The 24,276-nt window shown below is 71.4% G+C and carries 20 protein-coding genes and 3 pseudogenes; 14 read left to right on the forward strand and 9 right to left on the reverse strand.

Translation table 11 applies throughout. The features are described 5' to 3' along the window. Positions 1-637 (reverse strand): annotated as a pseudogene (locus AQJ67_RS47695) (hypothetical protein); the annotation flags it as partial. Between the two features lie 260 nt (positions 638-897). Beyond that, positions 898-1,599: pseudogene (locus tag AQJ67_RS18290) on the reverse strand (LuxR C-terminal-related transcriptional regulator). A gap of 419 nt (positions 1,600-2,018) precedes the next feature. Here AQJ67_RS18290 and AQJ67_RS18295 point away from each other — a divergent pair. Then, positions 2,019-3,008 carry an ATP-binding cassette domain-containing protein gene (locus AQJ67_RS18295; protein ID WP_062719994.1) on the forward strand — a complete coding sequence of 330 codons (990 nt, stop codon included), beginning with the start codon at positions 2,019-2,021 and terminating at the stop codon, positions 3,006-3,008. Continuing rightward, positions 3,005-3,823 (forward strand): ABC transporter permease, encoded by an 819-nt coding sequence (locus AQJ67_RS18300; RefSeq protein WP_062719996.1) that lies wholly within the window; start codon positions 3,005-3,007, stop codon positions 3,821-3,823. Before AQJ67_RS18295 ends, AQJ67_RS18300 begins: the two co-directional genes overlap by 4 nt. Here AQJ67_RS18300 and AQJ67_RS18305 read toward each other — a convergent pair. After that, positions 3,801-6,968 carry an ATP-binding protein gene (locus AQJ67_RS18305; protein WP_062719998.1) on the reverse strand — a complete coding sequence of 1,056 codons (3,168 nt, stop codon included), beginning with the start codon at positions 6,966-6,968 and terminating at the stop codon, positions 3,801-3,803. The genes AQJ67_RS18300 and AQJ67_RS18305 overlap by 23 nt on opposite strands. 108 nt (positions 6,969-7,076) lie before the next feature. Between AQJ67_RS18305 and AQJ67_RS18310 the strand changes: the two genes are divergently transcribed. From AQJ67_RS18310 to AQJ67_RS18340, 7 genes are all read left to right on the forward strand, one after another. Continuing rightward, complete coding sequence (locus tag AQJ67_RS18310) at positions 7,077-8,540, forward strand: flavin-containing monooxygenase (RefSeq protein ID WP_079056011.1); 1,464 nt, start codon at positions 7,077-7,079, stop codon at positions 8,538-8,540. Positions 8,541-8,667: 127 nt separating this feature from the next. Next, the gene (locus AQJ67_RS18315) at positions 8,668-9,156 is read left to right on the forward strand and encodes a flavin reductase family protein (protein WP_079056023.1); all 489 of its coding nucleotides are present in this window, start codon (positions 8,668-8,670) and stop codon (positions 9,154-9,156) included. Between the two features lie 76 nt (positions 9,157-9,232). After that, positions 9,233-10,624, forward strand: coding sequence for an FAD-binding oxidoreductase (locus AQJ67_RS18320; protein ID WP_062720004.1), 1,392 nt, complete (start codon positions 9,233-9,235; stop codon positions 10,622-10,624). Continuing rightward, on the forward strand, positions 10,621-11,394 hold the full coding sequence (locus AQJ67_RS18325) for a phosphotransferase family protein (RefSeq protein WP_062720007.1): 774 nt from the start codon (positions 10,621-10,623) through the stop codon (positions 11,392-11,394). Before AQJ67_RS18320 ends, AQJ67_RS18325 begins: the two co-directional genes overlap by 4 nt. A 55-nt stretch (positions 11,395-11,449) precedes the next feature. Next, positions 11,450-13,165 carry an acyltransferase gene (locus AQJ67_RS18330; protein WP_062720009.1) on the forward strand — a complete coding sequence of 572 codons (1,716 nt, stop codon included), beginning with the start codon at positions 11,450-11,452 and terminating at the stop codon, positions 13,163-13,165. 98 nt (positions 13,166-13,263) lie between these two features. Beyond that, a complete protein-coding gene (locus AQJ67_RS18335; protein ID WP_062720011.1) occupies positions 13,264-16,713 on the forward strand; it encodes a CHAT domain-containing protein in 3,450 nt (1,149 codons plus the stop codon). Beyond that, positions 16,710-17,378, forward strand: coding sequence for a hypothetical protein (locus tag AQJ67_RS18340; protein WP_062720013.1), 669 nt, complete (start codon positions 16,710-16,712; stop codon positions 17,376-17,378). The genes AQJ67_RS18335 and AQJ67_RS18340 overlap by 4 nt, the downstream gene beginning before the upstream one ends. Before the next feature lie 60 nt (positions 17,379-17,438). Here AQJ67_RS18340 and AQJ67_RS18345 read toward each other — a convergent pair whose 3' ends face one another. After that, a complete protein-coding gene (locus AQJ67_RS18345; protein ID WP_062720015.1) occupies positions 17,439-18,317 on the reverse strand; it encodes a helix-turn-helix transcriptional regulator in 879 nt (292 codons plus the stop codon). A gap of 102 nt (positions 18,318-18,419) precedes the next feature. Between AQJ67_RS18345 and AQJ67_RS18350 the strand changes: the two genes are divergently transcribed. Continuing rightward, complete coding sequence (locus AQJ67_RS18350) at positions 18,420-19,115, forward strand: SDR family NAD(P)-dependent oxidoreductase (protein ID WP_062720017.1); 696 nt, start codon at positions 18,420-18,422, stop codon at positions 19,113-19,115. A gap of 247 nt (positions 19,116-19,362) precedes the next feature. On the opposite strand, the gene AQJ67_RS18355 is transcribed toward AQJ67_RS18350, so the two are convergent. Beyond that, on the reverse strand, positions 19,363-20,196 hold the full coding sequence (locus AQJ67_RS18355) for a PIG-L family deacetylase (RefSeq protein WP_062720019.1): 834 nt from the start codon (positions 20,194-20,196) through the stop codon (positions 19,363-19,365). A gap of 120 nt (positions 20,197-20,316) precedes the next feature. After that, positions 20,317-20,868: an alpha/beta hydrolase gene (locus tag AQJ67_RS49360; RefSeq protein WP_062720021.1), complete on the reverse strand. Its 552-nt coding sequence runs from the start codon at positions 20,866-20,868 to the stop codon at positions 20,317-20,319. A 131-nt stretch (positions 20,869-20,999) separates the two neighbouring features. Between AQJ67_RS49360 and AQJ67_RS49365 the strand changes: the two genes are divergently transcribed. Next, positions 21,000-21,242: a helix-turn-helix domain-containing protein gene (locus tag AQJ67_RS49365; RefSeq protein WP_244190488.1), complete on the forward strand. Its 243-nt coding sequence runs from the start codon at positions 21,000-21,002 to the stop codon at positions 21,240-21,242. Beyond that, complete coding sequence (locus tag AQJ67_RS18365; RefSeq protein ID WP_244190489.1) at positions 21,161-21,847, forward strand: MmyB family transcriptional regulator; 687 nt, start codon at positions 21,161-21,163, stop codon at positions 21,845-21,847. Before AQJ67_RS49365 ends, AQJ67_RS18365 begins: the two co-directional genes overlap by 82 nt. A 230-nt stretch (positions 21,848-22,077) precedes the next feature. Here AQJ67_RS18365 and AQJ67_RS18370 read toward each other — a convergent pair whose 3' ends face one another. Together AQJ67_RS18370 and AQJ67_RS45230 are read right to left on the reverse strand one after the other, a co-directional pair. Next, a complete protein-coding gene (locus tag AQJ67_RS18370) occupies positions 22,078-22,548 on the reverse strand; it encodes a DIP1984 family protein (protein ID WP_062720022.1) in 471 nt (156 codons plus the stop codon). A 94-nt stretch (positions 22,549-22,642) separates the two neighbouring features. Continuing rightward, the gene (locus AQJ67_RS45230) at positions 22,643-22,978 is read right to left on the reverse strand and encodes a hypothetical protein (protein WP_062720024.1); all 336 of its coding nucleotides are present in this window, start codon (positions 22,976-22,978) and stop codon (positions 22,643-22,645) included. On the opposite strand from AQJ67_RS45230, the gene AQJ67_RS49370 reads away from it, so the two are divergent. Both AQJ67_RS49370 and AQJ67_RS50700 read left to right on the forward strand, forming a co-directional pair. Beyond that, positions 22,973-23,386, forward strand: a complete 414-nt coding sequence (locus AQJ67_RS49370; RefSeq protein WP_244190490.1) for a hypothetical protein — start codon at positions 22,973-22,975, stop codon at positions 23,384-23,386. The genes AQJ67_RS45230 and AQJ67_RS49370 overlap by 6 nt on opposite strands. Positions 23,387-23,426: 40 nt before the next feature. Beyond that, positions 23,427-24,007, forward strand: a pseudogene (locus tag AQJ67_RS50700) (transposase); the annotation flags it as partial. 81 nt (positions 24,008-24,088) lie between these two features. On the opposite strand, the gene AQJ67_RS18385 reads toward AQJ67_RS50700, so the two are convergent. Next, positions 24,089-24,276, reverse strand: a 188-nt coding sequence (locus AQJ67_RS18385) for an SDR family oxidoreductase (RefSeq protein WP_159058785.1), incomplete at its 5' end; no start/stop codon positions are given.

Here is a 24,276-nt window from a genome sequence, read left to right on the forward strand (position 1 = left end):
CCGGGTACGCGGGCTTCTCCGGGTAGGCGGGCTTGACCGGCTTGACCGGGTAGGCGGGCTTCTCGGGGTACGCCGGCTTGACGGGCTTGACCGGGTACGCGGGCTTCTCGGGGTACGCGGGCTTGACCGGCTTGACGGGGTAGGCGGGCTTTTCCGGATAAGCGGGCTTGACCGGGTACGCGGGCTTCTCGGGGTACGCCGGCTTAACCGGCTTGACCGGGTAGGCAGGCTTCTCCGGGTACGCCGGCTTGACGGGCTTGACCGGGTATTCGGGCTTGACCGGCTTGACGGGGTAAGCGGGCTTCTCCGGATAGGCAGGCTTGACCGGCTTGACGGGGTGCTCGGGCTTGACTGGGTGCACCGGGTATTCGGGCTTGACGGGGTGCACCGGGTAGTCCGGTTTGACGGGGTGTACCGGGTACTCCGGCTTGACCGGGTGCACGGGGTGGTCTGGCTTGACCGGGTGGACCGGATACTCGGGCTTGACTGGATGCACCGGGTGCTCTGGCTTGACCGGGTGTTCCGGGTACGCCGGCTTGGTCCCGTGTGTCGGGTACGGCGGGTGCGGGGTGGTGTCGTCCTGGGCGTGGGCGGTGCCCGTGCTCGCCAGTGCGGCTGCGGCGAGCGCGGCAGCCATGGCGGCTGGCGCCAGAACTGATCGCCATCTAGGCGATGTCGTCATTGTTTCCACTCTCCTCGACTTGGTTCAGGGCCTCGTGACGGCTGGTCAGCACCAAGAGCCGGACAGTGGAATGAATAGGAAATCGGCTGATATGAAAAACGCTACGACGGCCATAAGCCACCGGATGGTGTAGTGCAGGAGGCCAGTTGGCCCGGGGGAGGAGTGGGTCGCGGCAGCAGTCCCCGCGGTCAAGGTCCCCGCGACCTGAGCCGCCGTCAGGCGGCAGGCCGGACAAGCCCCGACTCGTACGCGAACGTCACCGCCTGCACACGGGCGCGGGCGCCGATCTTGGCGAGGATGTTGCTGACGTGCGTTTTGACGGTGGTCGGGGCGATGGACAGCCGCTCGGCGATCTCGGCGTTGGACCAGCCGGAGGCAACCGCGGTGAGGACGTCGCGCGCGCGTCCGGTGAGGGTGGCGAGGTCGGATCCACGGGGGAGGGCACGGCTGGTGCGTTGTTCGCGGACGGTGTCGATGAGCGCGCGGGTCAGGTCCGGGGTGATGACGGCGTCCCCCGCGGCGACGATCCGGACGGCCGAGGCGAGTGCGTCGGGCGCGGCGTCTTCGAGCAGGAACCCGTCGGCGCCGGCGCGCAGGGCCGCGTAGGCGTAGCTCTCGTGGCCGGCGCGGGCGAGCACCAGGACGCGGGGCGTGTGCGTGTCCGCTTCGGCCGGTTCGAGAGGCCGGGGGCCGCGTCGTGGACGTGTGAGGCGCCCGACGGTGACGATGTCGTCGTCCGCACCGGAGAGCTGACTGCCCATCAGGACGACGTCGGGACGGAGTGCGGCGCTCTAGCGCACCGCTTCGGCCCCGCTCGACGCCTCCCCGGTGACGCTCAGGTCGGGCTCGGGGTCCAGGAGCATACGCAGGGCGAGGCGCTGGAGTGCTTGGTCGTTGACCACGAGCACGGAGACCATGGCCGTCATCTCCTTCGAGCGGAACGAAACGGTTTCGTTCACCAAGCTAGCGTAGCCCGTGTAAAGGCGAGGTAGGCGAACGCCCAGGACGTCGTCCCGCCCCGGCATGCGTCCCGCCCCGGCATGCGTCCCGCCCCGGCACGCGGGCTGCCCCGGCATACGTGCTGCCCCGACATACGGGCTGCCCGTATGCCTGCGGCCAGTCTTCGGGGCCACCCGCGAGGACCTCATCGACACGGAGCCCGAAGCCCGGCGTCCCTCACTGCTCCCGGGCGGTCCCCCGCCCAAGCGCCCACCGGCCGCACCGTGAGCATCTGCTGGGCCTGCCTCACCGCAGGTTTCAGCGCCGTACGGTGATTCCGGGCGGCTGAAAGCGGCCTGAAACCGTTCTGAACCGCCGGGGGCGCACGCTCTGCGGCATGACGACGACGGACCACGAACTCGCGATAGTGGCCACGGGGCTGCGTAAGGCCTACGGGGACAAGACCGTCCTGGACGGAATCGACATCCAGGTACCCGCGGGCACGATCTTCTCCCTGCTCGGGCCGAACGGCGCCGGCAAGACCACGGCGGTCAACATCCTGTCCACCCTGATCTCCGCCGACGGGGGACAGGCCCGGATCGCCGGGCACGATCTCACCGCCGAGGCCCAGGCGGTGCGGGCGTCCATCGGTGTGACCGGTCAGTTCTCCGCCGTGGACGGGCTGATCACGGGGGAGGAGAACATGCTCCTCATGGCGGACCTGCACCACCTCTCCAGGAGCGAGGGACGGCGGGTCACCGCCGAACTGCTGGAGCGCTTCGACCTCACCGCGGCCGCCAAGAAGCCCGCCTCCACCTACTCCGGCGGCATGAAGCGTCGCCTCGACATCGCCATGACCCTGGTCGGCAGCCCCCGGATCATCTTCCTCGACGAGCCGACCACCGGTCTGGACCCGCGTTCCCGGCACAACATGTGGCAGATCATCCGCGAGCTGGTCTCCGACGGCGTCACCGTCTTCCTCACCACCCAGTACCTGGAGGAGGCCGACCAGCTCGCCGACCGCATCGCGGTGCTCGACGGCGGCAGGCTCGTCGCCCAGGGCAGCGCAGAGGAGCTCAAGCGGCTCGTCCCCGGCGGCCATGTGCGGCTGCGCTTCTCCGACCCGGTGGCCTACGAACGGGCGGCCACCGCACTGCGCGAGACCACCCGCGACGACGACGCCCTCACGCTCCAGATCCCGAGCGGCGGCAGCCAGCGCGAGCTGCGCTCCATCCTCGACTGGCTCGACTCGGCCGGCGTCGAGGCCGACGAGCTCTCCGTGCACACCCCCGACCTGGACGACGTGTTCTTCGCCCTGACCGCCGGCACCGCCACCGCCACCGCCACCGCCCCCGCTCCCGCTCCCGCCAAGGAGACCGTCCGATGAGCGCCCCCGCCGTCACCCACGTCGCCCCCGCCACCCACGCCCTGCGCGACAACCTCACCATGCTGCGGCGCAACCTCCTGCACGCCCGCCGCTACCCCTCCCTCACCCTGAACCTCCTGCTCACCCCCGTCATCCTGCTGCTGCTCTTCGTCTACGTCTTCGGCAACGTGATGAGCGCCGGCATCACCGGCGGCCCCGCGGACCGCGGCGAGTACATCGCCTACATCGTCCCCGGCATCCTGCTCATGACCATCGGCGGCACCGCCATCGGCACCGCGGTGTCCGTGGCCTCCGACATGACCGAGGGCATCATCGCCCGGTTCCGCACCATGGCCATCTCCCGCGCCTCCGTGCTGATCGGCCATGTCCTCGGCAGCGTGATCCAGACGCTGATGGCGCTCGCCGTGGTGCTGGGCGTCGGACTGGCCATCGGCTTCCGGCCCGACGCCACGCCCGTGGAGTGGCTCCTGGCGGTCGGGCTGCTGACCCTCGTCAGCATCGCGCTGATCTGGATCGCCGTCGGCATGGGACTGGTGAGCCCCAACGCCGAAGGGGCCAGCAATCTCGCGCTGCCCCTGATGGTGCTGCCCCTTCTGTCCAGCGCCTTCGTGCCGGTGGACGCCATGCCGGGCTGGTTCCGGCCCGTCGCCGAGTACCAGCCCTTCTCGCCCGCCATCGAGACCCTGCGCGGACTGCTGATGGGCAGTGAGATCGGCACGAAGAACGCGCTGCTCACCGTCGGCTGGTGCCTGGGCCTGACCCTGCTGGGCTACTTCTGGTCCAAGGCGCGGTTCAACCAGGAGCCGGGGAACTGAGCGCCGATTCACCGGCCGTGAGTTCGCGCAGCGCCACCGCCCGCAACTCCTCCCGCCCCAGGGCGGCGTACCTCGACCCCGCGTCGGCGTACGCCGCCCTGTCGGCGTTCTCGGCCGCCTGCCGGGACCGGGCCGAGGACAGGGTGGGGAACTCCCGCACCACCGACATCCGTTCCGCCAGGGCCACCAGTCGTACGGCCGCCGTGTCGCCCCGGGCCAGTCCGGCGAAGCCGAGCGCCAGCAGTACGGTGCCGTACACCGGCAGTTCCACCGGCGTCCCGCCCTCCGGATCGCCCGACAGCATCGTGAGCAGCCGCCCGCGCAACTGCCCGGCCAGCCCGGCCACCGGTTCCAGCCTGCCGTGCTGCGCGTGCGCGGCCAGCGCGGCCGACTGCATCTGCAGCATCCACGAGTCCGCGAACGGATCGTCGGCGTACAGCAGACCGCTCTCCCGGACCCACTCCACCGCCTGGCGCCACAGCCCGAGCCCGACCTCGGTCAGCCCTCGGGCCAGCGCGATCTCCGCCCGGGCCAGCAGATCGGGACTGGAGATCTCGGCGGCCTCCGGCCGCTGCTCCATCGCCGCGAGGCGCAGCCAGTACTCCGCCTCGTCGATCTCCCCGCGCTGAAGGCAGGCGAGCACCAGCCCCCAGCGGACGCCGATCAGGTCCAGCCATTCGGTGAACTCACCGAGCACGTCGAGCGCGGCCCGCAGATGGTCGTACGCCTCCGCGCCACGCTCGGACTTCAGACACAGATCGCCGATCCGTCCGTGGCTGAGCAGCCGCATGGCCGGACTGCCGTGCGGTCCCAGCGCGTCGAGCATCCGGCGGGCGCAGTCCAGCGCGCGCTCCGTCTCCTGCTCGGACTCCCACACGTAGCTGGCGGCACACGCCGCGACCGCCGCCAGCAGGGGCTCCTCGGCGTCACAGAGTTCCGTCAGCCGTGTGTACCGGGGCGGGTGCATGTCCGGGACGGCACACAGCACGACGGCCAGCGCCCGTACCACGGTGTCCGGTGGGGCGGGCGGCAGTTGGCGCAGCGTGACGAGATGCCGTACGGCGTGCGGGCCGTGGCCCATGAAGAGGCTGGCCGTGCACGTGGTCGCCGCGCTGCGGGCCGTCTCGACGTCCGCGGCGTCCTGCGGGCCGGGACGGAAACGGGACAGCGGGCCGGCGGTCTCGGCGGCGAGAGCGGTGAGCCGGGCGTAGTTGGAGCCGGTGGCCCACAAGCCGCTCAGCACGGCGGTGAGGGCCGCGGTGGTGGGGCCGTCGGCGCGGGCCAGCGCGTACCGCAGGGCTAGGACGAGGTTGTCCTGCTCGGCCCGGATGCGGTTCCAGGAGGGCAGCGGATCGTCGCCGAACAGCACGTCGTGATGCGCCCGGCCGAAGTCCCGCGCCCAGCACAGGAACCGGTCGGTCACCGCCTCCTCCTCACCGGCCTCCGCGCGTCGGGCCGCGCCGAACTCCCGCAGTGTCTCCAGCATGTGGAAGCGCACCCCGGACGGACCGTCGCCCACCTTGATCAGGGACTGGTCGGCCAGCTGCTCCAGCAGCGTCAGTACGTCGTCGGTCTCACCGAGCACGTACTCCGCCGCCGCTTCGCCGAATCCGCCGGGGAACACCGACAACGCCCGCAGCGCCGCCTGGCCGTCCGGCTCCAGCAGATTCCAGCTCCACTCGACCACGGCCCGCAGCGTCCGATGCCGTTCGGGCGCGTCACGGGCGCCGCCGCGCAGCAGCGCGAAACGGTCCCGGAGCCGGCGGGAGATGTCGGCCACGGACAGCGCCCGCACCCGGGCCGCGGCGAGTTCCACGGCGAGCGGCAGCCCGTCCAGGTGCCCGCAGATCTCGGCCACCGTGCCCGCGGGCAGCTCCACGCCTGGCCGAGCCGCCCGCGCCCGCTGCTCGAACAGCTCGACCGACGTCGCCAGGGACAGCTCCGGCAGGGCGTACACGGACTCCGAGGTCAGCCCGAGCGGGGCCCGGCTGGTGGCCAGGACCCGCAGCTCCTTCGACCGCGACACCAGCGTCCGTACGAGCGCGGCCGCACCGGAGACGACCTGCTCGCAGTTGTCCAGCACCAGCAGCGCGGGCCCCGCGCCCAGCGCGGCGAGGATGCCGCTCTCCGCGTCCCCGCCACCGGCGAACTGCCGGCCCTCCCCGGCACCGACCGCCGACGCCACCTCACCGGCCACGTCGTCGTCGGCGGTGACACCGGCCAGGGCCACGAAGTGCACCACGGGCTGCTCGGCCGCCCGGCTCACCGCGTGGGAGAGCCGGGTCTTGCCCAGCCCTCCCGGCCCCACGAGGGTGACCACCCGGGCCGCCCGCAGCAGCCCCGCCACGGCGGCGACGTCGGCGTCGCGCCCGAGCAGCGGGTTCGGCTCGTGCGGCACCCCGTGCCGGACCGGCGCCACCTCCGCGCTCAGCAACTCCTGGTACGCCGCCCTGAGTCCGGGCCCCGGATCGGTGCCCAGCTCCTCGCGCAGCCCGCGGCGGTAGGCGTCGTACCGGGTCAGCGCCGCGGCCCGGCCCGCGGTGGCCGCCTCGCAGCGCAGCAGCTCCGCCAGCACCTCCTCGTCGCGCGGCAGTTCCCGCGCCAGCTCGGCCAGCGGTGCGGCGGCCTCGTCCCGGCGCCCCAGCCGGGCCAGCGCGAGGGCCCGGAGACGGGCCAGGGACCGATGCGTCCGCAGCCGGTCGGTGCGCAGCGCCACCACCGGATCGTGCAGATCCTCGCCCGCTCCGGCGCCCACCCCGCCGTCCCACAGGGCGAGGCCGGCGTCGGCCCGCGCGAGGGAGTCCTCGTGATCCGCGGCCCTGGCCCGCTCGGCGCTCGCCGCCTCGTGCAGCAGCAGCGCGGAACTGTCCACCTGCGCTTCGTCGAACGCCAGCCGGTATCCCGTGGGTGTGCTCACGACCAGTTCGGCACCCACCTGCGCCCTGAGCCGGGACACCAGGATCTGCACCGCCTTGCCCGGCCGCTCCGGCTGTTCCTCCGGCCACAGCCCCTCCACCAGCCGGCCCGTGCTGCACCCGGTGCGCGGATCCTCCGCGAGCAGGGCCAACAGCCCGCGCAGCCGCGGCGCGGTGATCTCCCGCCCACGGCAGGCGACTCGGGACAGCAGGGTCAACTCGGTGGTCACCCGTGAAGGTTAGCCAGCACCACTGCGGACGCGCCCTGGGCACGGGGATCCGCGACCGGGATGATGGACGAGCCGGCCGTGCCGATCTCCCAAGGAGAGTGACCGCTGATGCGAGTGTGTGTGATCGGGGCCGGCCCCGGGGGAATCGTCACCGCCAAGGTGCTGCTGGACAACGGCTTCGACGTCACCGTCCTCGACAAGTACCGGCAGGTCGGCGGAGTCTGGTCGGCGGGAGGCTGCTACGACGGGCTGGCCAACCAGGCCGCGCGCCGCCTCTTCGAGTTCGCGGACCTGCCCAACCGCCTGCATTTCGCCGACGCGGTGGACACCCAGCGCTATCTGGAGCACTACGCCGAGACCTTCGGCGTGCTGGCCGGCGTCCGGCACGGTACCGAGGTGGTCTCCGTCCGGCCCCTGGAGGGGCCCGGGCGGCCGGGGGCCGCCGGCTGGTCGGTCGACTCGCGTCCCACCGATGACGAGACGGCGCAGGTCCGTCGCGAGGAGTTCGACCACGTCGTCGTCGCCAGCGGGGCCCATCACCATCCCCACGTGCCCGAGTTACCCGGCCGCGCGTCGTTCCACGGGACCGTGCTGCACTCCAACGAGGTGCGGGCCGGGACCCTCACCGGCCGGCGTGTGGTCGTCGTGGGCGGCGGCAAGTCCGCGCTGGACCTGGCCACCCGCGCCGCACGCGAGGCGACCTCGGCCACCCTCGTGCAGCGCAAGGTGAACTGGATGATCCCCGAGCGGTTCCTGCTCGGCTCGGTCGGCTACAAGTGGATCCTGTTCACCCGGTTCGGCGAGGCCCTCCTGCCCCGCTACCACGACCCGGCCTGCGTCCGCCCCATCGACCGCCTCGACGAGCGGGTCAAGCGGGCCCTGTGGTGGCTCATCACCCGCGACCTGCTCTTCTCCGCCGGCCTCAACCGGCTCCCGAAGCACCTGCGGCCCGATCGCGCCCTGCCCTTCCACCTGGCCCACGCCGGAGTGATACCACGCGGCTACGTCCGTGCCGTGCGCCGCGGCCTGATCGCCGCCAAGGTCAGCGCGGTCGAGGCGTACACCGGCCAGGGGCTGCGACTGGCGACCGGCGAGGAAGTGACCGCGGACGTCATCGTGTTCGCCACGGGGCACCGCAAGGTCTTCCCGTTCCTCGACCCGAGCGTGTCCGTGCACGACTCCGCAGGCCGGCTACGGCTCTACCGAGGCATCGTGCCCCCAGGCGCCGACCGGCTGGGATTCGTCGGTTTCCGGCAGGTCTTCAACAACATCATGGGCATGGAACTCACCGCCCACTGGCTCGCCCGCCACTTCCGCGCGACGCTGCGCACGACCCCGGGCGAACAGGAGATGCGCGACGCCGTCGACGCCCGCCTGGCCTGGCAGGAACAGGTGCTGCCGGGCTCCGGCGGCTACGACTTCGGGCCCTACGACATCCACTGCGCGGACGAACTCCTGCACGACATGGGACTGCCGTCCCACCGCGCCGGCAACCTGCTGGCGGAATACCTCCTTCCCGGCGGAGTCGCCCACCGGTACCGGGGCCTGACCCGACCGCGCCAGGGGGAATGATCCCGCCCCTCCAGGGGAGCCGCTGGATGGCACGGGCCCGCACTCCGTGGTGAGCTGATGCCGAGAGGCGAGTCACGGGTGACGGGCAGGGGCGAAGACCACGGGCGACGGGAGCGACTTCGGCATGGTGGCGGGCATGGAAGCGTTCCTGCGACGGGTGAACCCCGACATGTGTGTGGTCACGGCGGCGGCGGGTGGCGAATGGGCCGGCTGTCTGGTCGGGTTCGCCTCGCAGTGCTCCATCCGGCCGGTGCGGTGGGTGGTATGGCTCTCGGAGGTCAACCACACCTTCCGGGTGGCCCGGTCCGCACCGGTCCTGGCCGTGCACCTGCTGGCCCGCGAACAGCACGCCCTGGCCGAGCTGTTCGGCGGACGCACCGGCGACCGGGAGGACAAGTTCCAACACGTCCGCCGGCGCGAGGGACACGGCGGTGCCGTCGTCCTCCAGGACGCGCCGGCCTGGTTCGTCGGCCGGATCGTCACCCGCGTCGGCGGCGGCGACCACATCGGCTTCGTCCTCGACCCGGTCGAATGGGGCGACGACGAGACGTACGACGGGCCGCTGCTGCGCCTCGACGACGCCCGGACGATCGAGCCGGGCCACCCGGTCGACTGACCGCCCCCCGCTCGTCGGCACGGGTGGCCGGCCCGCCCATTGAGCCGAATGATCCGGCGCCGCTAGCGTCGACGGCATGCGGAGCGGAGCGTGGCGGCGTGAGCTGACCGACGAACTGGGACAGGGCCTGCCCCCGGGCCGTCTCGTCACCGACCCCGGCGTGATCCCGAGTTACGCCCACGACGAGGCCGAATGGGCGCCGTACGGCACCCCCGCGGCGGTGGTCCGGCCGCGTACGGCCGAGGAGGTGCGGCACGCCGTCCGGTTCTGTCTGCGGCTCGGCGCCCCGATCGTGCCGCGTGGCGCGGGCACCGGTCTGTCCGGCGGGGCGAACGCGGTCGAGGACTGCGTGATCCTGTCCACCGAGGCGATGACGGCGATCAAGGAGATCGACGCGCGGGAGCGGCTCGCGGTGGTCGAGCCCGGCGTCGTCAACGACCACCTGCGCGCGGCCTGCGCCGAGCAGGGCCTGTGGTACCCGCCGGACCCGGCGAGCGCGCCCTGGTCGACGCTGGGCGGCAACGTCGCGACCAACGCGGGCGGCCTGTGCTGCGTCAAGTACGGCGTCACCCGCGACTACGTGCTCGGCCTGGAGTTCGTGACCGGCACGGGCGAGCTCGTGCGCGTCGGCCGCCGTACCGCCAAGGGCGTCGCGGGCTACGACCTGGCCGGGCTCATGGTCGGCTCCGAGGGCACGCTCGGCGTCATCACCGAGATCACCGTACGCCTGCGTCCGGCACGGGAACCCGAGCACACCGTCGCGGGCCACTTCTCGTCGGTCGTCGACGCCGGGCACGCGGTCGCCGCCGTCGCCGAGGCGGGCCTGATTCCCTCCGCGCTGGAACTCGTCGACCGGCACTGCCTGGCCGCGGTCGACGAGTGGAAGCACATGGGCCTGTCCACCGAGGCCGAGGTGCTGCTGCTCGGCCGGACCGACAGCGCGGGCCCGGCGGGAGAGCTGGAGGCGGACGCCATGCTGGCCTGCTTCGAGCGGGCCGGGGCGACGTACGCGGTGCGCTCGACGGACCAGTACGAGGCCGAGGCGCTGTTCGAGGCGCGGCGCCTGGCCTACCCGGCACTCGAACGCCTCGGCCCGGTCCTCACCGAGGACGTCTGCGTGCCCAGGTCCGCGGTGCCCGAGATGCTCGCCCGCATCGAGGAGACCGCGACCCGCCACGACACCCTGATCGCCAACATCGCACACGCCGGCGACGGCAACCTCCACCCCCTGCTGATCACCCGCCCCGGCGACGAGGCCTCGAAACGGCGCGCCCAGGCCGCGTTCGAGGACGTCATCGCCGCCGCCCTGCGACTCGGCGGGACGGTGACCGGCGAGCACGGCGTCGGCCTCCTCAAACGGGACGGCTTCACCGCCGAGGCCGGACCGGCCGTACTCGCACTCAACCGGGCCGTCAAGGACGCGCTGGATCCGCGGGGGATCTTCAATCCGGGCAAGGTCGTGGCGTGACGACGGGACGGTCGCCCAGGGATGAGGTCAAGGTCGTCGTCGCCCATTCCGAGCGGGCGACCCTGCGCGTCGGTGACGTGTTCCTGAAGGTGGACGCCGATCAGGCGCGTATCGACGTCGAGGTCGAGACGATGGCGCTGGTGCCGGTCCCGACCCCGGAGATCCTCTGGCGCAGGCCACCCGTGCTGGCGCTCGCCGCGGTCCCGGGGACGACGCTCGGCCGCCTCGGTGAGCCGTCGACCGCGTCGCCGGCGGCGTGGGCCGCGGCGGGCGCCGCCATCCGGAGGTTGCACGACGCCCCGTTGCCGCCCCGCCCCGGCCGCGCCGGCCGGACCGTCGACGAGCTGGTGGCGGAACTCGACAGCGAGTGCGAGTGGCTCGTGGCGAACGGCGTCCTGCCCGCCGACCTGGTCACGCGCAACCGGCAGGTCGCCGAGGCCGCGCTCCGGCCGTGGACCCCGGCGTTCACGCACGGCGACCTGCAGATCGCTCATGTGTTCCTCGACGGTGACGAGATCACGGGCATCATCGACTGGTCCGAAGCGGGCCGGGGCGACGCCCTGTTCGACCTCGCCACCTTCACCCTCGGCCAGGAGCCCCACCTCCGCCACCTCATCGCCGGCTACGGCACCGACGCCGACGTCGACCTCGACGTCATCCGCGCCTGGTGGTCGCTGCGCAGCCTGCTGGGGGTCCGCTGGCTGATCGAGCACGGCTTCGACCCGTTCACGCCGGGTTGTGAGGTCGACGTGCTGAGATCCCGGATGTGAGAACCACCCCGGCACCCCCTTCCAGTCAGGCCTCCCGCTGTTTAACGTTCCTCGCATGGATCATCATGAACGGCATTCGGTTAAGCACTTCGATCACTGCCCGTGGCTCTTCGCCGGGGAGGCGACCCAGGAGCAGCGCCTGGCGCAGCGGGAGCGGCAGCAGGCCGTCGGCGGGGACGCCGAGTTCGGAGAGCGGTGCTACGTCGCCGACTCCGCGGCCGTGTTCCCGGACCGGCTGCGGCTCGGCGACGACTCGTACATCGCCGCGCACGCCTACGTCACCGGCGAGTTGACGACCGGGACGGACTGCACGCTGAACCCCTTCACCACGGTGCGGGGCACGGTGACTCTGGGCGACGGCGTGCGGATCGGCGCGCACACCTCGATGCTCGGCTTCAACCACACCATGGCTCCCGACCGGCCGGTCTTCCGGCAGCCCCTCACCAGCCGGGGCATCAAGGTGGGGGACGACGTGTGGATCGGCTCGAACGTGGTCGTCGTGGACGGTGTGACCATCGGCGACCACTGTGTCGTCGGAGCCGGGGCGGTGGTCACCAGAGATCTGCCCGCCTGGACCGTGGCCGCCGGGAACCCCGCACGGCCACTACGCGACCGGCGCCACGGGAGCACTGGTTCCGCGGGCAAGCCCGGGGGCGCCGGGAACGACCTGACCCGGTTCGCCGACACCGCCCGGGCTCAGGCCGCCGACATCCTCGCCCGGTGCTGGGACGGCGACCGGTACACCGACCGGCCCGGGGCCGCACCCACGATGCGTGCGCACTGCGACGCCGTGGAGATCGCCGACCTGCTGCTCGGTTCCGCTCCACCGCAGTTGGCCGCCGAGGAGCATGTCCGGCGGCTGAGTGCGGCTCAGGACCCGGTCAGCGGTCTGGTGCCGGAGTTCGGCGAGCCGCTCCCGAGCGAGGATGACACCGGCCTGACCGGGAGCGGGGCCGCGCTGTACCACATCCTGTCCGTCGGCTACGCCCTTGACCTGCTGGGCTCGTCGTTCCCCCACCCGGTCCGCGGCGTACAGGACATCACGGCGGGCCAACTCGTCGTACGGCTGGAAGACCTGCCCTGGCGCGACAACGCGTGGACCGCCGGTGCCTGGATCGATGCCTGGGCCACGGCCGCCCACTGGAACCTGCGACACGGTGAGGACGCCGCCTCCGGCTCGCTGGAGGCCCTGTTCGGCTGGCTGCTCACCCGGGCCGACCCGTGGACCGGCGTGTGGGGGAGCCCTTCCGCAGAGGCCGGCCGACTCCAGGTCGTCAACGGCTACTACCGTCTCACGCGCGGCTCGTTCGCCCAGTTCGGAGTGCCGGTCCCGCATCCGGAGCGGGTCGTGGACACCGTCCTGGCCCATGCCCACGACGCCCGTCACTTCGGATCCGGCCAACGGAACGCCTGCAACGTGCTGGATGTCGCCCACCCCCTGTGGCTGTGCTCCCGACAGCTCGCCACGGGCACCGGAGGCGACGGATACCGGTCGGCGGACATCCGCGCCTGGGCCGAGCAGCAGCTGACGGCGGTGCTGTCCGCCTGGCAGGACGGCCAAGGTTTCGGGTTCGGCGCCGGCGCGGTCGGTCCCGGTCCGCGACCCGGGCTCCAGGGCACCGAGATGTGGCTGGCCATCGTCTGGTACCTGGCTGATCTGCTGGGCCGGTCCGACGAGCTCGGCTACCGCCCCCGCGGAGTCCACCGACCGGAACCGGCCAGGGCCCTCCCGGGAGCGCCCCTCTCCTCGCCGTCGCCGGTACCGAGGTGAGCGGGCGGGTCCCGCCCCTGCTGCACCGCCTCAGCTTCGCGGCGCCAAGGTCGTGCCATGGTTGAACCCGTTGACGACCGGTTGGTGGGGGGAACGGCATGCGGCTGTCGCGGGACATCACCGGGTGGGCGTTCATGGTGGAGGCGGACGGTGTCCGGCAGGCCGGACTGGCGGTTGGACTGGCCGGCATCAGCCCGTTCAGCGCTGGTGCCGGGGCCGGAGGCAGCCTGTTCACCCGCGCGCACGGCTGGTGGGGCCTCCCGGTGCTCCTCTCGCTCGACGAACTTCCCCTCGGCGACCCTGTCGACCACAGGTGGTGTGTCACGCAGGATGACGGAGGCGTGCTGTCCGTCGTCAGCCCGGACGGCGCGTACCTTGTGCACGACCTTCGCCTGGAACAGCCGCCGGGCTGGCGGGAGGCAGTGAGCGCGTCGGGTTCGGTCATGCTGGTCGTCTCCGAAGTGTTCCCGGCCATGGACGATCCGATCGGCGCACTCGACTTCGAAACGCGGCAGGGAAGGGTGTGTGCGGGCCCCGTGCGCTTCGGCGAGCCGGGCCACCAACCGCGCCATGAGGAAGGCGCGCCGACGGTCAGGTTCGTCATCGACCCGGTCGGCACGCTGACGGATCTCGCCCAGTACGTGTGCGACCGGATCCTGTCGTTGCCCCAGGCGCAGCAACAGGCGCGCGAACTGGAGCAGACGCGACAGGCCCTGGCGGAACACGCGGACCGGGCACTGTCCGCCGAGGCGATGGTGGAATCGCTGTTCCGGGACGAGTTTCTCGACCACCGCGGTCCGGTCGAGTTCATGTACGTCTACTGGAGGCTGGTCGCCGAGGTCGCCGGCGCCTGCGGGGCGGAGGCCGCCTGGCGGGACGCGGCGCTGCGTAGCGTCGAGCATGCCGTTCCTCTGGTGGCGGACCGGTGTGATCGCGAGGTCTTCGAGGACGCCGACGCGGTGGTGTCACGGCTGATCGACAAGCTGAGCGATCCCGCCGAACTGGAAGCCGGGCTGCTGGCGGCCGCCCGGTTGCGGATGGCCACCCGGGGAGCGGAGGACTTCGCCGCGGACCACTACGCCCGCGGTGTGCGCACCGTGTGGGCCGCCCGGCTGGACGCGGACCTGTACCGCACGTGGTTCACCGACGAGGAGCCCTTACAGACCGAGTCCCACCGGCTGTGGGAGGAGGCGGGACACCTGGTGGCGCGCGCTCTGGAGCTCGACGGCGGGACACGAAGGCCCCGGCTCCTGGCGTCGTTGGCGCAGATCCTCATGGACGAGGAGGGGGTGCACCGGGACTCCGCCGCCGCCGCGCTGTCGGCATGGCTCGATGCGTCCACCGCCGACGACATCGATGTGGCCCTGTTCCTGCTCAGGGTGGTGGACGGGATTCCCCCGGCCCTGGCCGACGGGTTGCCCAGGGCGGTGTTCGGTTCGCATTTCGCCGATTTCGTCGCCGCCCATGGCAGCGACGTGACCGCGAAGGTGATCAGCCAGGGCGTCAACCTGGCCCGGGAACGCGCCGACCGGCCGCTGCTGCGTACGGTGCTGGACTGGGCGGAGCAGCTCGGCATCAGCTGGGACCCCGCACACCGCAGACAGTTGACCGAGGCACGGCTCCACGTGTTGCCCGACGATCCCACCGACTGCCCCGGGCCCGGCCGGCCGCTCGCGGCGTCACTCCCGCGATCCTCACGGTCCTGGACTCCGACGCAGCGTTCGGCGGCGCTGCTGCATGCGGCCGCACATGCCCGCGACCTGCGGCAGCCGGCGCTGGGGATCACCCTCCTGCGGCAGGCGGGCGACGTGCGGAGCGAGGAAGCCAGGCTGCTGACGGCGGACCTGTACTACCAGTCGGCCCAGGCGGGCGAGCCGGTCGTCGGCCCTGTCCCGTTCCCGTGGGGCTACTACACGTACGCGGCCCTCGGCTACGCCTCGCTCCGCTTCGAGGAACTGGCGCGGGCGAGCCTGGTGCCGTTCGTTCAGCGGATGGGCGACCTGCACGGCGAAGATCTCAAGGCAGCGCTGTTCGCGATCATCGCGGACGTGCCGAACTTCGACACGAGCCGTGCGCCCGAACTCGGCGGGGTACTGCGCGATCTCGTGCACTCGGCGGTCTGGCAGCTCGCAGCGGAGTCCGAGACGCTGCCGATGGGGCTGATGCTCGGCCTGCACCAGGCGGGCAAGGGGCCGGAGCTGGGCGCATGGTGGCGGATCGACGGTCCGCTCGCGCTGCCCGCGCACATCCAGCACCTCCTCGGCAAGCTGCGCGACCTGGAGGAGCCCGCCACCTCCCAAGGTGCGTCCGGTGCGTCGCGGCACCTGCTGAACGTACTGGACTCCGACCGCCGTCCCGGCGGCGACGACGCCCGGCAGATCGCCCGGAACGTGCGGTGGCGCATCTCCTCGCTCATCGACGACGAGCTGAGTCGCCGCTCGGCACCGTTCATCGACGAGCAGCGACTCTGGGCGAGGACGCACGAGCTGCTGGACGACCGGACCGTACTGCTGACCTGGTTCCTGCCCGCCGCCGTGCGGGGCGCGGCCGTGCTTCTCGCGGTCACCAGGCAGGGCCGGTCGCTCGTCGTGCACCTGGGCGACGGCACGGACGAGAACAACGACCGGCACCCGGTGGCGGACCGGGTCGAGGCGATCCGGACGGAGGTGGAACGCGACCCGCTGTTCGGCGACGTGACGCCGGAAGGGAGCCGACTGCTGCGGCAGCCGGGCGACATACCGCTCGGTGGCGGCGAACTGTGGGACAAGTGGCGGGCCCAGGGCAAGGACCGGATCCTGGCGTGGCCGCACGGCGCGCTGCACTATCTGCCCCTACCACTGTGCCGTGCTGGGGACCGGATGATCGCCGACGACTGGACGGTCACCACCATCGCCGGCCTCGAAGCCCTGTTACCCGCCGCGGGACCGGTACGGCCGCGCCGCACCGCTGTGCTGGCCTCCGCCGACGGCGGCGTGCCCTACGGGCTGCACGCGGAACCGGCGCTGGAGGAGCACGCGCGGAGGGTCGCCGACGCGGTCGGCACGGACGCCGTCACCGGCCCCGCGGCCACGCGCGACAGGCTGCTCGCCGAACTGGCCACGGCGGACGTGGTCCACATCGCCGTACACGGGACGCTGGACCAGGACGCGCCGTGGATGCACTGCCTCTACCTCGCTCCGGACCGTGACGACGACGGCCGGGTCCACGCCCATGACTTCCTGGAGGTCGACCTGCGCGGTGTACGCCTGGTCACGCTCGCCGCGTGCGAGTCCGCGCTGGGCCGGTTCGACCGCGCGGACAACGTCCGTGGCATCCCGTCGGCACTGGTCACCGCCGGCGCGCAAGCCGTAGTCGGGTGTCTGTGGCCCGTACGCCCGGAACCGGCCACGTACTTCTACGACCACATGCACCGTCGGATCGCACACGGCACGGACCCGGAGCCCGCCTTCCGCGAGGCCCAACTCGCCACCCGTGCCCGGCATCCCCACTACCGTGACTGGGGAGCGTTCACCTACCTGCATGGTCGGAGCAAGGGAGCCGTGGCATGACCGAGGTCCGGTTGCACGATGTCGAACTCGTGCCCGAGCGCACTCTCGGCAGCCCGGCTCAGGACGAACCGCTGCGCGGCAGGCTCACGTTCGGCTGGGACCTGCTGCCGACCGACCACGAGGGCATGCCGGCCGAGTGGCTGTCCTACGTCAAAGCCACGCCCGACCGGCACTTCCGGCAGCTGCTGATGGTGTGCTCCTTCCGCCCGGAGACACCGACGGGGAAGGGCACGTTCCGTCACGCCTCCCTGGGTATCGCACTGTCCACACCGGACCCCGAGGTGCGGCCGGTCGCGCGACTCATCGACCCCGGCGAGCGCACCCGCCCGGTCGTCGGCTCCGGCACGGGCGTGAACTTCACGGTCAAGGCAGGCCTGTTGGACGTGGGTGTCGAGCGGCCGTCGGGTGCGGGGCCGGCCAAGGAAGAGTGGATCGTCCGGGGCCACGGCGCGTCCCAGCCGAACCCGCAGTGGGAGTTCCGCCGCGTCAGGAGCTTCCCGCTGGCAGGCGACCATCCGGTGGCCGCGCTGGTGGAACTCGTGCCTGGCCGGTTGAACACGGCGGAGGTGTTGGTGGCGGCGGAACTGGAGCACCGTAGCTGGGGGATCCGCCGCTACCGGGCAGCGCTCGCGCCGTCGCGGCACACCATCGTGTTGGCTGGGTGACCCGGGGTGGGGGCACAGCATCTGGACACGTCGTGGTGCCGGGTCCGGCCGGGCGGATGGTCACGGTGTGGAGAACAGGCCGGGCCCCGGAGGCAAGGGACCGTCGGTGCGGACGCCGTTCGTGACCCGCAGGAACTCCAGCTTCTCCGCATCGGCGGAACCCGCCGCCACGGTGTAGACGACGAGGCGGACGTCGCAGCCCGGGACGGTGAGCACGTCGCAGTCGCACGTCACCTCGCCGACCTGGGGGTGCACGATGGTCTTGCGGGCCGAGACGTGCGGTCCGACCGCACCCTCGTCCCACAGCCGGGTGAACTCCGCACTGCTGGACCGCAGTTCCTCGACAAGGCCGACCAGGCCACGGTCCCGGGGGCAGTCGACGAGAGCCGTGCGCAGATCGGCGACGAGGGCGGGTCTCAGGGCGTCGCCCTCCTGGAGTACGGGCCAGGCCGCCAGCCCTGAGGGCCCCGCGCCGAAGACCGCACGCACCAGGTTCCGCTCGACGGGTGTCCGTGCACTGGGGTCGCCCAGCAGCACTGCCCATGCCGGAGTCCAGGACAGCAGGGTCCAGTCGGCACTGAACACGCCCACGGGAAAGTCACCGAGGCGAGCCAGCATCCGTTGGACCCCCGCCGGAACATGCGTGGAGATCGTCCCCTCCTGCGGCGGGAGGAGGCCGGCCAGCCGGTAGGCGTGATCGCGCTCCATGGGCTGCAGCTGCAGTGCCCTGGCCAGGCTCGCGACGACCTGTGCCGAAGGGCTCGTGGCGCGTCCTTGCTCCAGCCGCACCACATAGTCGACCGACAGCCCCGCCAGCTCGGCCAGTTCCTCGCGCCGCAACCCCACCGCACGTCGTCCGGGCCGCGAGGTCCGCCCGACGTCAGCGGGGGACAGCCGGTCGCGCCAGCGGCGCAGAGCCGTGCCAAGGGTCTCGTCCACTCGGCCATTGTGTCCGCGGTGCCGCCGTCGTGCCTGGTACTGGCTGTCCTACCGTCGCGGGGGGCACTGGCTGTCCCCTCGTCACGGGCCGAGAGTGAACGCATGACAACAACGTTCATCACAGGAGCCAACAAGTCCCTCGGGTACGAGACCGCCCGCCGCTTGATCGAGGCCGGCCACACCGTCGTCGTCGGTGCTCGTGATCCAGAGCGCGGCCAGGCGGCCGCCGCCGCACTCGGTGCCCGTTTCGTCCAGATCGACGTGACGGATGACGCGTCGGTGGCCGCGGCCGCCGCCGATATCGGAGCTCGCGAGGGTGGCATCGACGTCCTGATCAACAACGCGGGTGTCTTCGGGACGCACAGCCCAGCCGACCGGATCACGGCCGCTGACGCCGCCGAGGTGTTCGAGGTCAACGTCGTGGGGATCGTCCGGGTGACGCACGCGTTCCTGCCCCTGCTGCGGAAGTCGGCGAGCCCGGTGATCGTCAATGTGTCGAGCGGCATGGGGTCGTTCGCGCTGACCCACGACGCCGAGCGCGTCGAGGGCCGGGCCGTCGCGCCCCTCTACACGGCGTCGAAGGCTGCCTTGACCATGCTGACCACGCAGTACGCGAAGTCCTGGCCGGACGTGAAGGTGAACGCGGCCGACCCGGGCTACACCGCGACCGACTTCAACGGTCACAGCGGTCCGCAGACGGTGACCGAGGGGACCGACGCCATCGTCGAACTGGCCACCATCGGGGCGGACGGACCGACCGGGACCTTCCGTGACCGTCACGGTGAGGTGGCCTGGTGATCCGCCGCCGCATCCGGGAAGTGCCCGGCACGGGACTGCGTCGAGCGCGAGCGGGACATGATGGCCATCGGCGGGCGGCTGCCGGCCGACGCCGCTCATGACCTCGACGTCATGGTGATCGACGTCGCGGTCATGGACGCCGCGTGGCAGCGGGACGTGCGGGCCGAGGTGATCGAGCGGATGCCGGCCGCGCTCGCGACGGCTTGTGGGCTGCAGAAGCCGTCGCCGGCCTGGTCAGGCAGGAGTCTCAGCGCAGTCCGGCGAAGAGATCGTTCTCGGGTACGGCCGCGCCGGTGGCGTCCTGGACCCGTACGAAGGTCTCCACGCCCATCAACTCGCCGAACCTCTCCTTGCCCATCTTGAGGAAGAAGATGTTCTCGCCCTGACTGGCGTGCGCGGCCAGCGCGTCGTACTTCTGCCCACTGAACGCGGTGGTGTCCACCCACGTGGTGATCTCGTCGTCGGGCAGGCCGATCTCGGCCAGCGCGGCGGCCTCGGCAGGATCCGGCTCCGGCATGTCCTCAGCGAACTCGCGCATGATCTCGCCGAACCGCCGCATCCCCGAGCGGGGGATCGTGGTCCAGTACACCTTCGGCGTCAGCGCGGTCATCTCCAGCGCCGCCATCGTGATGCGGTGGGCCTGGATGTGGTCGGGGTGGCCGTAGAAGCCGTTCTCGTCGTAGGTGACGACCACATCGGGTCGGTAGTGCCCCATGAGTTCCGCGAGCCGGGCCGCGCCTTCCGCCACAGGGGTCTGCCAGAAGGATCCGGGGGCGTCGTTGCCCGGCCAGCCCATCATCCCGGAGTCGGCGTAGTCCAGCATCTCCAGATCGCTGACCTTCAGGACGCCACAGCTCGCCTCGAGTTCCTGACGGCGCATCAAGGCGACCGCGGCCGGATCGTGCCCGGGATCGCCCGGCTTGACGCCCCCTGGTCCGTCACCGCAGCCGCCGTCGGTACACGTCACGAGAACCGTGCGGATGCCTTCCGCCGCGTACCGTGCGAGGACCCCGCCGGTTCCGGTGGCCTCGTCGTCGGGGTGTGCGTGTACTGCCATGAGCGTCAAGGGCCGGTCAGTCATGAAACAGTCCTCCTGCGGACATACGTCTTGCACCGGGTGCGCGGCGGGCGTGCCGCGCACCTCGACTGATGCAACCGTGCCGGCCGGACCGGCTGTTCCCGGCGCCTGTTGAGCAGCAGGTCAGGTGAGGTTCTTGGTGAAGAACTCGTCGAGCCTGTCGAAGGGGATGAGGTCCTTGCGGTCGTACAGGTCGACGTGGTCCGCGCCCGGGACGATCACGAGGTCGACGGTCTCGGGCGCCGTCGCCTGGACGTCCTCGGAGTAGGACCGCGAGTGCGCTTCGGCACCCGCCACCAGGAGGGCCTTGCGGGGCGCCGGCATGTCGATGTTCGTCATCTGCCGGAAGGCGAAGAACGACATCGGCGTGGTCGCGGTCCACGCGGTGGTGGAGTTGATCGAGCGAGGGTGGTAGCCGCGCTCGGTGCGGTAGTAGTCGAAGAAGATCTTCGTGATCGGGTCGGCGTCCGCCGGGAGGGTCTTGGGCAGGACGCGGTCCGAGGGGGCGACGTCGCCGTCCTCGTCGAAGGGGATCTCGTGGGACCCGCGCGCGAAGGTCCCGTTCTCGGCGTCGGTCCAGCGCTGCCGGCCGAGGTGGTCGACTGAGGCTGGGGGTGTCAGCCCGTACGGTCTCGGCGGGGGCGTGGAGGGTTCGCTCCTCGCGTACTCATGCATCAACTCCGTGAGGTGGTGTTCGGTGTGCCGGTCCCACGAAACGGGCTTTGCCGCAGATGGAGAAGGTCGCGTTTATGGGGGGGTACAAGCTCGACCTCCCTCCGCGCGCCCCGGTGGCTACGGTGGAACGCATGGACGACCACAGGGGCCACCGCACGGAGATCCGGGACTTTCTCGCCGGCCGCCGCGCCAAGATCACCCCTGAGCAGGCCGGGCTGCCCACCAGCACCCGGCGCCGGATCCCGGGGCTGCGGCGTGAGGAAGTCGCCGTGCTCGCGGGCGTGAGCACCGAGTGGTACACCCGCCTGGAGAAGGCCACATCAGCGGCGTCTCCGAAGGCGTCCTGGCCCCGGTCGCCCAAGCCCTGCAGCTGAACGAGGACGAACGCACCTACCTGTTCGACCTGGCCCGCGCCGCCAGGCCCGCCCGACGCACGCCGTCCCGCCGCAGGGACGTCGAAACCCCGCCCCGCACCCAGTGGCTGCTCGACTCCATCACGATGTCCGCTGCCTTCGTACGCAACGGCCACCTGGACGTGATCGCCCACAACGCGCTCGGCAGGGCCTTGCACGCGCCGATGTTCGAGAGCCCCACCGTCGACGAGCGCGGCCGCGCCAACTTCGCCCGCTACCCCTTCCTCGATGCCGGCTCACAGGACTTCTTCGTCGACTGGGAGGCCGGCGCCGCCGCCACCGTCGCGTTGCTGCGTGCCGAGGCCGGGCGGGAACCGCATGACCGGGCCCTGCGCGAGCTGATCGGGGAACTGTCCACCGTCAGCGCCGACTTCCGCACCATGTGGGCCGCGCACGACGTCCGTATCCGCCACGAGGGCATCAAGCGGCTGCAGCACCCCGAGGTCGGCCTCCTGGAGCTGACCTACCAGTCTCTGGACCTGCCCGGGTCGCAGCAGCGCCAGAACCAGGTGCCGTTCTCGCGGCGGCGCAGCTCGACGCGCGTGCCGCCGCATCGGCCACCGTGATGTGGAGAACCCCGAACCCGCCCTCGCCGCCTCGGATCTGCACGTGGTGATGTGCTGTGCGATGTGCACTGTTACCTGTACGCGGTGCTGAGCTGCACTGTCATAGGGGGATTCGAACCCCCGCGTTGCTCTTCACGCGCCAGGAGTGGGCTGGAAAACCGCCGGCCCTCGGTGTGTGCACGCCTCCGAAGCTGCTACCTGCTCCACATCGTCCCAGTCTGCTGGACTGCTCAGTCCAGCAGATCGACCTCCCAGTTCGTACGCTGGATCCGCACATCGACCTCGCGGATCTCCCGGGCCAGTACATCGGCCTGAGCGCGCAGTTCCGCGACCGGAAGCGCGGAGAGCATCATCAGCTCGGAGCGAAGCTGCCGGCCGTACCCTCGCTCGCCCGTACCCGCTGCTGCGTCCGCCGCCGCGGTGACCACAGAGTGACGCAGTCGCAGGACGTCCCGGCGTGCGAGAACATCGGTGAGCGTGCCGTCCGGACCCACCTCCACGGAGGCATTGGTCCGGTTGATCCGCCGGATCAACGTTTCCAGGGTGTCCATCACCTCACCGGCCTCAGCCAACAGCTGAGCCGCGTCTTCGGCGGGTGTCTCCCCTTCCTGGTGCCGCGCACTACTGACGACACGTGCTCGCAGCTGCTCCACGCGGCGGGTCGCCTCCGCGCGCTCTGCCAGTGCCTCGGCAAGCTTCACTGTCTCCACCGCCCCTCCGTGAGTCGCACGAGTATACGAGTGCTCAGGCGCACGTACGTCTCGGTCATCCTCGAAGCTCCGAGTAGGCGAATCCTCAGCCTCGGCAGGCCCACTCCGCACAGCAGGAGGATGTCGGCGTCCTTGCCGGGCGCGATGCTGCCCGTGCGCGCTCGGTGGCGAACTCCAGCAGGTCCCGGGAGCGCAGGCCGCGCTGTACCGCGAAGGCGGTGCGCATGGTGGAGAACATGTCGCCGCCGCCGGAGGGGCCGTCGTCGATGGACAGCGTCGGGCGCAGGCCGACAGCCGGCGCCCGGCCGGTCATCGGCGATCCGAACCCCGTCTTCAGCCCGTCGTCCGGGCTGATCGACAGTGAGCTGCCCGCGTAGGCGAGCATGCGCAGTTCGTCGTCGCTGAGCCCGTTGCCGTGCACGACGTGGTGGTGTGCGCGCAGATCGGAGATGGCCCCGCTTACGACGTCGACGTGCAGGCTGGTGCGCAGGCCGAGTTCGGCTCCCGGGCGACGCTGTCCATGCTGGTGGCGTCGGCGCCGCGCAGCCCGACCGCCATGGTGACCAGGCCGCCGTCGGCCAGTTGGTGGACGTTGCGAAACCGGCACGGCCTGGAACCGCAGGGCAAGCGCATCGAGAAGACCCGTTTCGGCGCCCGGGGCCTGGAGGTCTTCGTCGCGGAGGGGCCGCATCCCAACTCCCGCAGTCCTAGTACTCCAGTCTGGTTTCGCGATCTTGTGGTGGACCCGGCTGGGAACGGGTACGGCCACCGCGTGATCATCGGCTGGTGTGTGGACAAACGAAGATCGTGCGGTGGCCGCGGAGCATAGCGGAGACCCTGCCCGCGGGCGGGTGATGTTCGACCAGGCGATGGCCCGGATCGCGGGCCGGTTCGGCCGAGTTGAGCCCCGGGCGAGTGCCCGCGCCTATCTGCTCGGGCTGCTGTCGAAGGTAGAACGGAAGAACTGCTGGCAGTTGGCCGAGCAGGATGGTCACGTCCGGCCGGGGTCGATGCGGCGGCTGCTGCGCTACGCCCGTTGGGACGCCGATGCCGTCCGTGATGACCTGCGTGCCTACGTGGTCGAACACAGCGGCCTCGACGGCGGAGTGCTGATCCTGGACGAGACCGGTTTCGTGAGGAAGGGCCGCGCCTCGGCGGGGGTGCAACGGCAGTACACCCGACGAGATCACCTTCGCGACCAAGCCCCGCCTGGCCTGGGAGATGATCGCCGCCGCGCTGGACGCCGAGGTGGAGGCACTGTGGGTGACCGGAGACGAAGCCTTCGGGCAGGCCCCGCAGCACATGGCCGCCTGGAGGAGACCGGCATCGGCTACGTCATGGCCGTCGCCTGCTCGACGCGGTGCGGATCAACCAAGGACGTACCCTCGTCCGCGAAGGGGCCGGTCCCTTCTCCCTGCCAGCTGACTGGGGTCACCCAAACAACCGGGGCCCGCTTCGCCGCTCTCTCGACCCCGAGCGGAATGGGTGGCAGTCACTTCTCCGCCCACACCCGCTGGGCCGCGAACGACTCCTATAGAGCCGTGTAACCGCCATCGACGACTACTGCCGAGCCAGTCATGAGACGTGACTCGTCCGAGGCGAGGAAAACGGCCACATCCGCGATCTGTTCCGGTGTACCCATGCCGAGCGGCTGGTACTTGCGCTGCGCGGCGTCGTCCTCGAAGAATCCCTCATCGAAGAAGCTCTCGACCATGGGTG

This window comes from Streptomyces caeruleatus (assembly GCF_001514235.1).
GTDB classification, from domain to species: Bacteria; Actinomycetota; Actinomycetes; order Streptomycetales; family Streptomycetaceae; genus Streptomyces; species Streptomyces caeruleatus.

What these genes read in the sequence shown, in the direction of transcription:
- AQJ67_RS18300 (WP_062719996.1), top strand. Translation starts at nt 3,005, where the DNA reads ATGAGCGCCCCCGCCGTCACCCACGTCGCCCCCGCCACCCACGCCCTG.
- AQJ67_RS18310 (WP_079056011.1), top strand. Translation starts at nt 7,077, where the DNA reads ATGCGAGTGTGTGTGATCGGGGCCGGCCCCGGGGGAATCGTCACCGCC.
- AQJ67_RS18335 (WP_062720011.1), top strand. Translation starts at nt 13,264, where the DNA reads ATGCGGCTGTCGCGGGACATCACCGGGTGGGCGTTCATGGTGGAGGCG.
- AQJ67_RS49360 (WP_062720021.1), bottom strand. Translation starts at nt 20,868, where the DNA reads ATGCATGAGTACGCGAGGAGCGAACCCTCCACGCCCCCGCCGAGACCG.
- AQJ67_RS18295 (WP_062719994.1), top strand. Translation starts at nt 2,019, where the DNA reads ATGACGACGACGGACCACGAACTCGCGATAGTGGCCACGGGGCTGCGT.
- AQJ67_RS18355 (WP_062720019.1), bottom strand. Translation starts at nt 20,196, where the DNA reads ATGACTGACCGGCCCTTGACGCTCATGGCAGTACACGCACACCCCGAC.
- AQJ67_RS18350 (WP_062720017.1), top strand. Translation starts at nt 18,420, where the DNA reads ATGACAACAACGTTCATCACAGGAGCCAACAAGTCCCTCGGGTACGAG.
- AQJ67_RS18340 (WP_062720013.1), top strand. Translation starts at nt 16,710, where the DNA reads ATGACCGAGGTCCGGTTGCACGATGTCGAACTCGTGCCCGAGCGCACT.
- AQJ67_RS18320 (WP_062720004.1), top strand. Translation starts at nt 9,233, where the DNA reads ATGCGGAGCGGAGCGTGGCGGCGTGAGCTGACCGACGAACTGGGACAG.
- AQJ67_RS49365 (WP_244190488.1), top strand. Translation starts at nt 21,000, where the DNA reads ATGGACGACCACAGGGGCCACCGCACGGAGATCCGGGACTTTCTCGCC.
- AQJ67_RS18330 (WP_062720009.1), top strand. Translation starts at nt 11,450, where the DNA reads ATGGATCATCATGAACGGCATTCGGTTAAGCACTTCGATCACTGCCCG.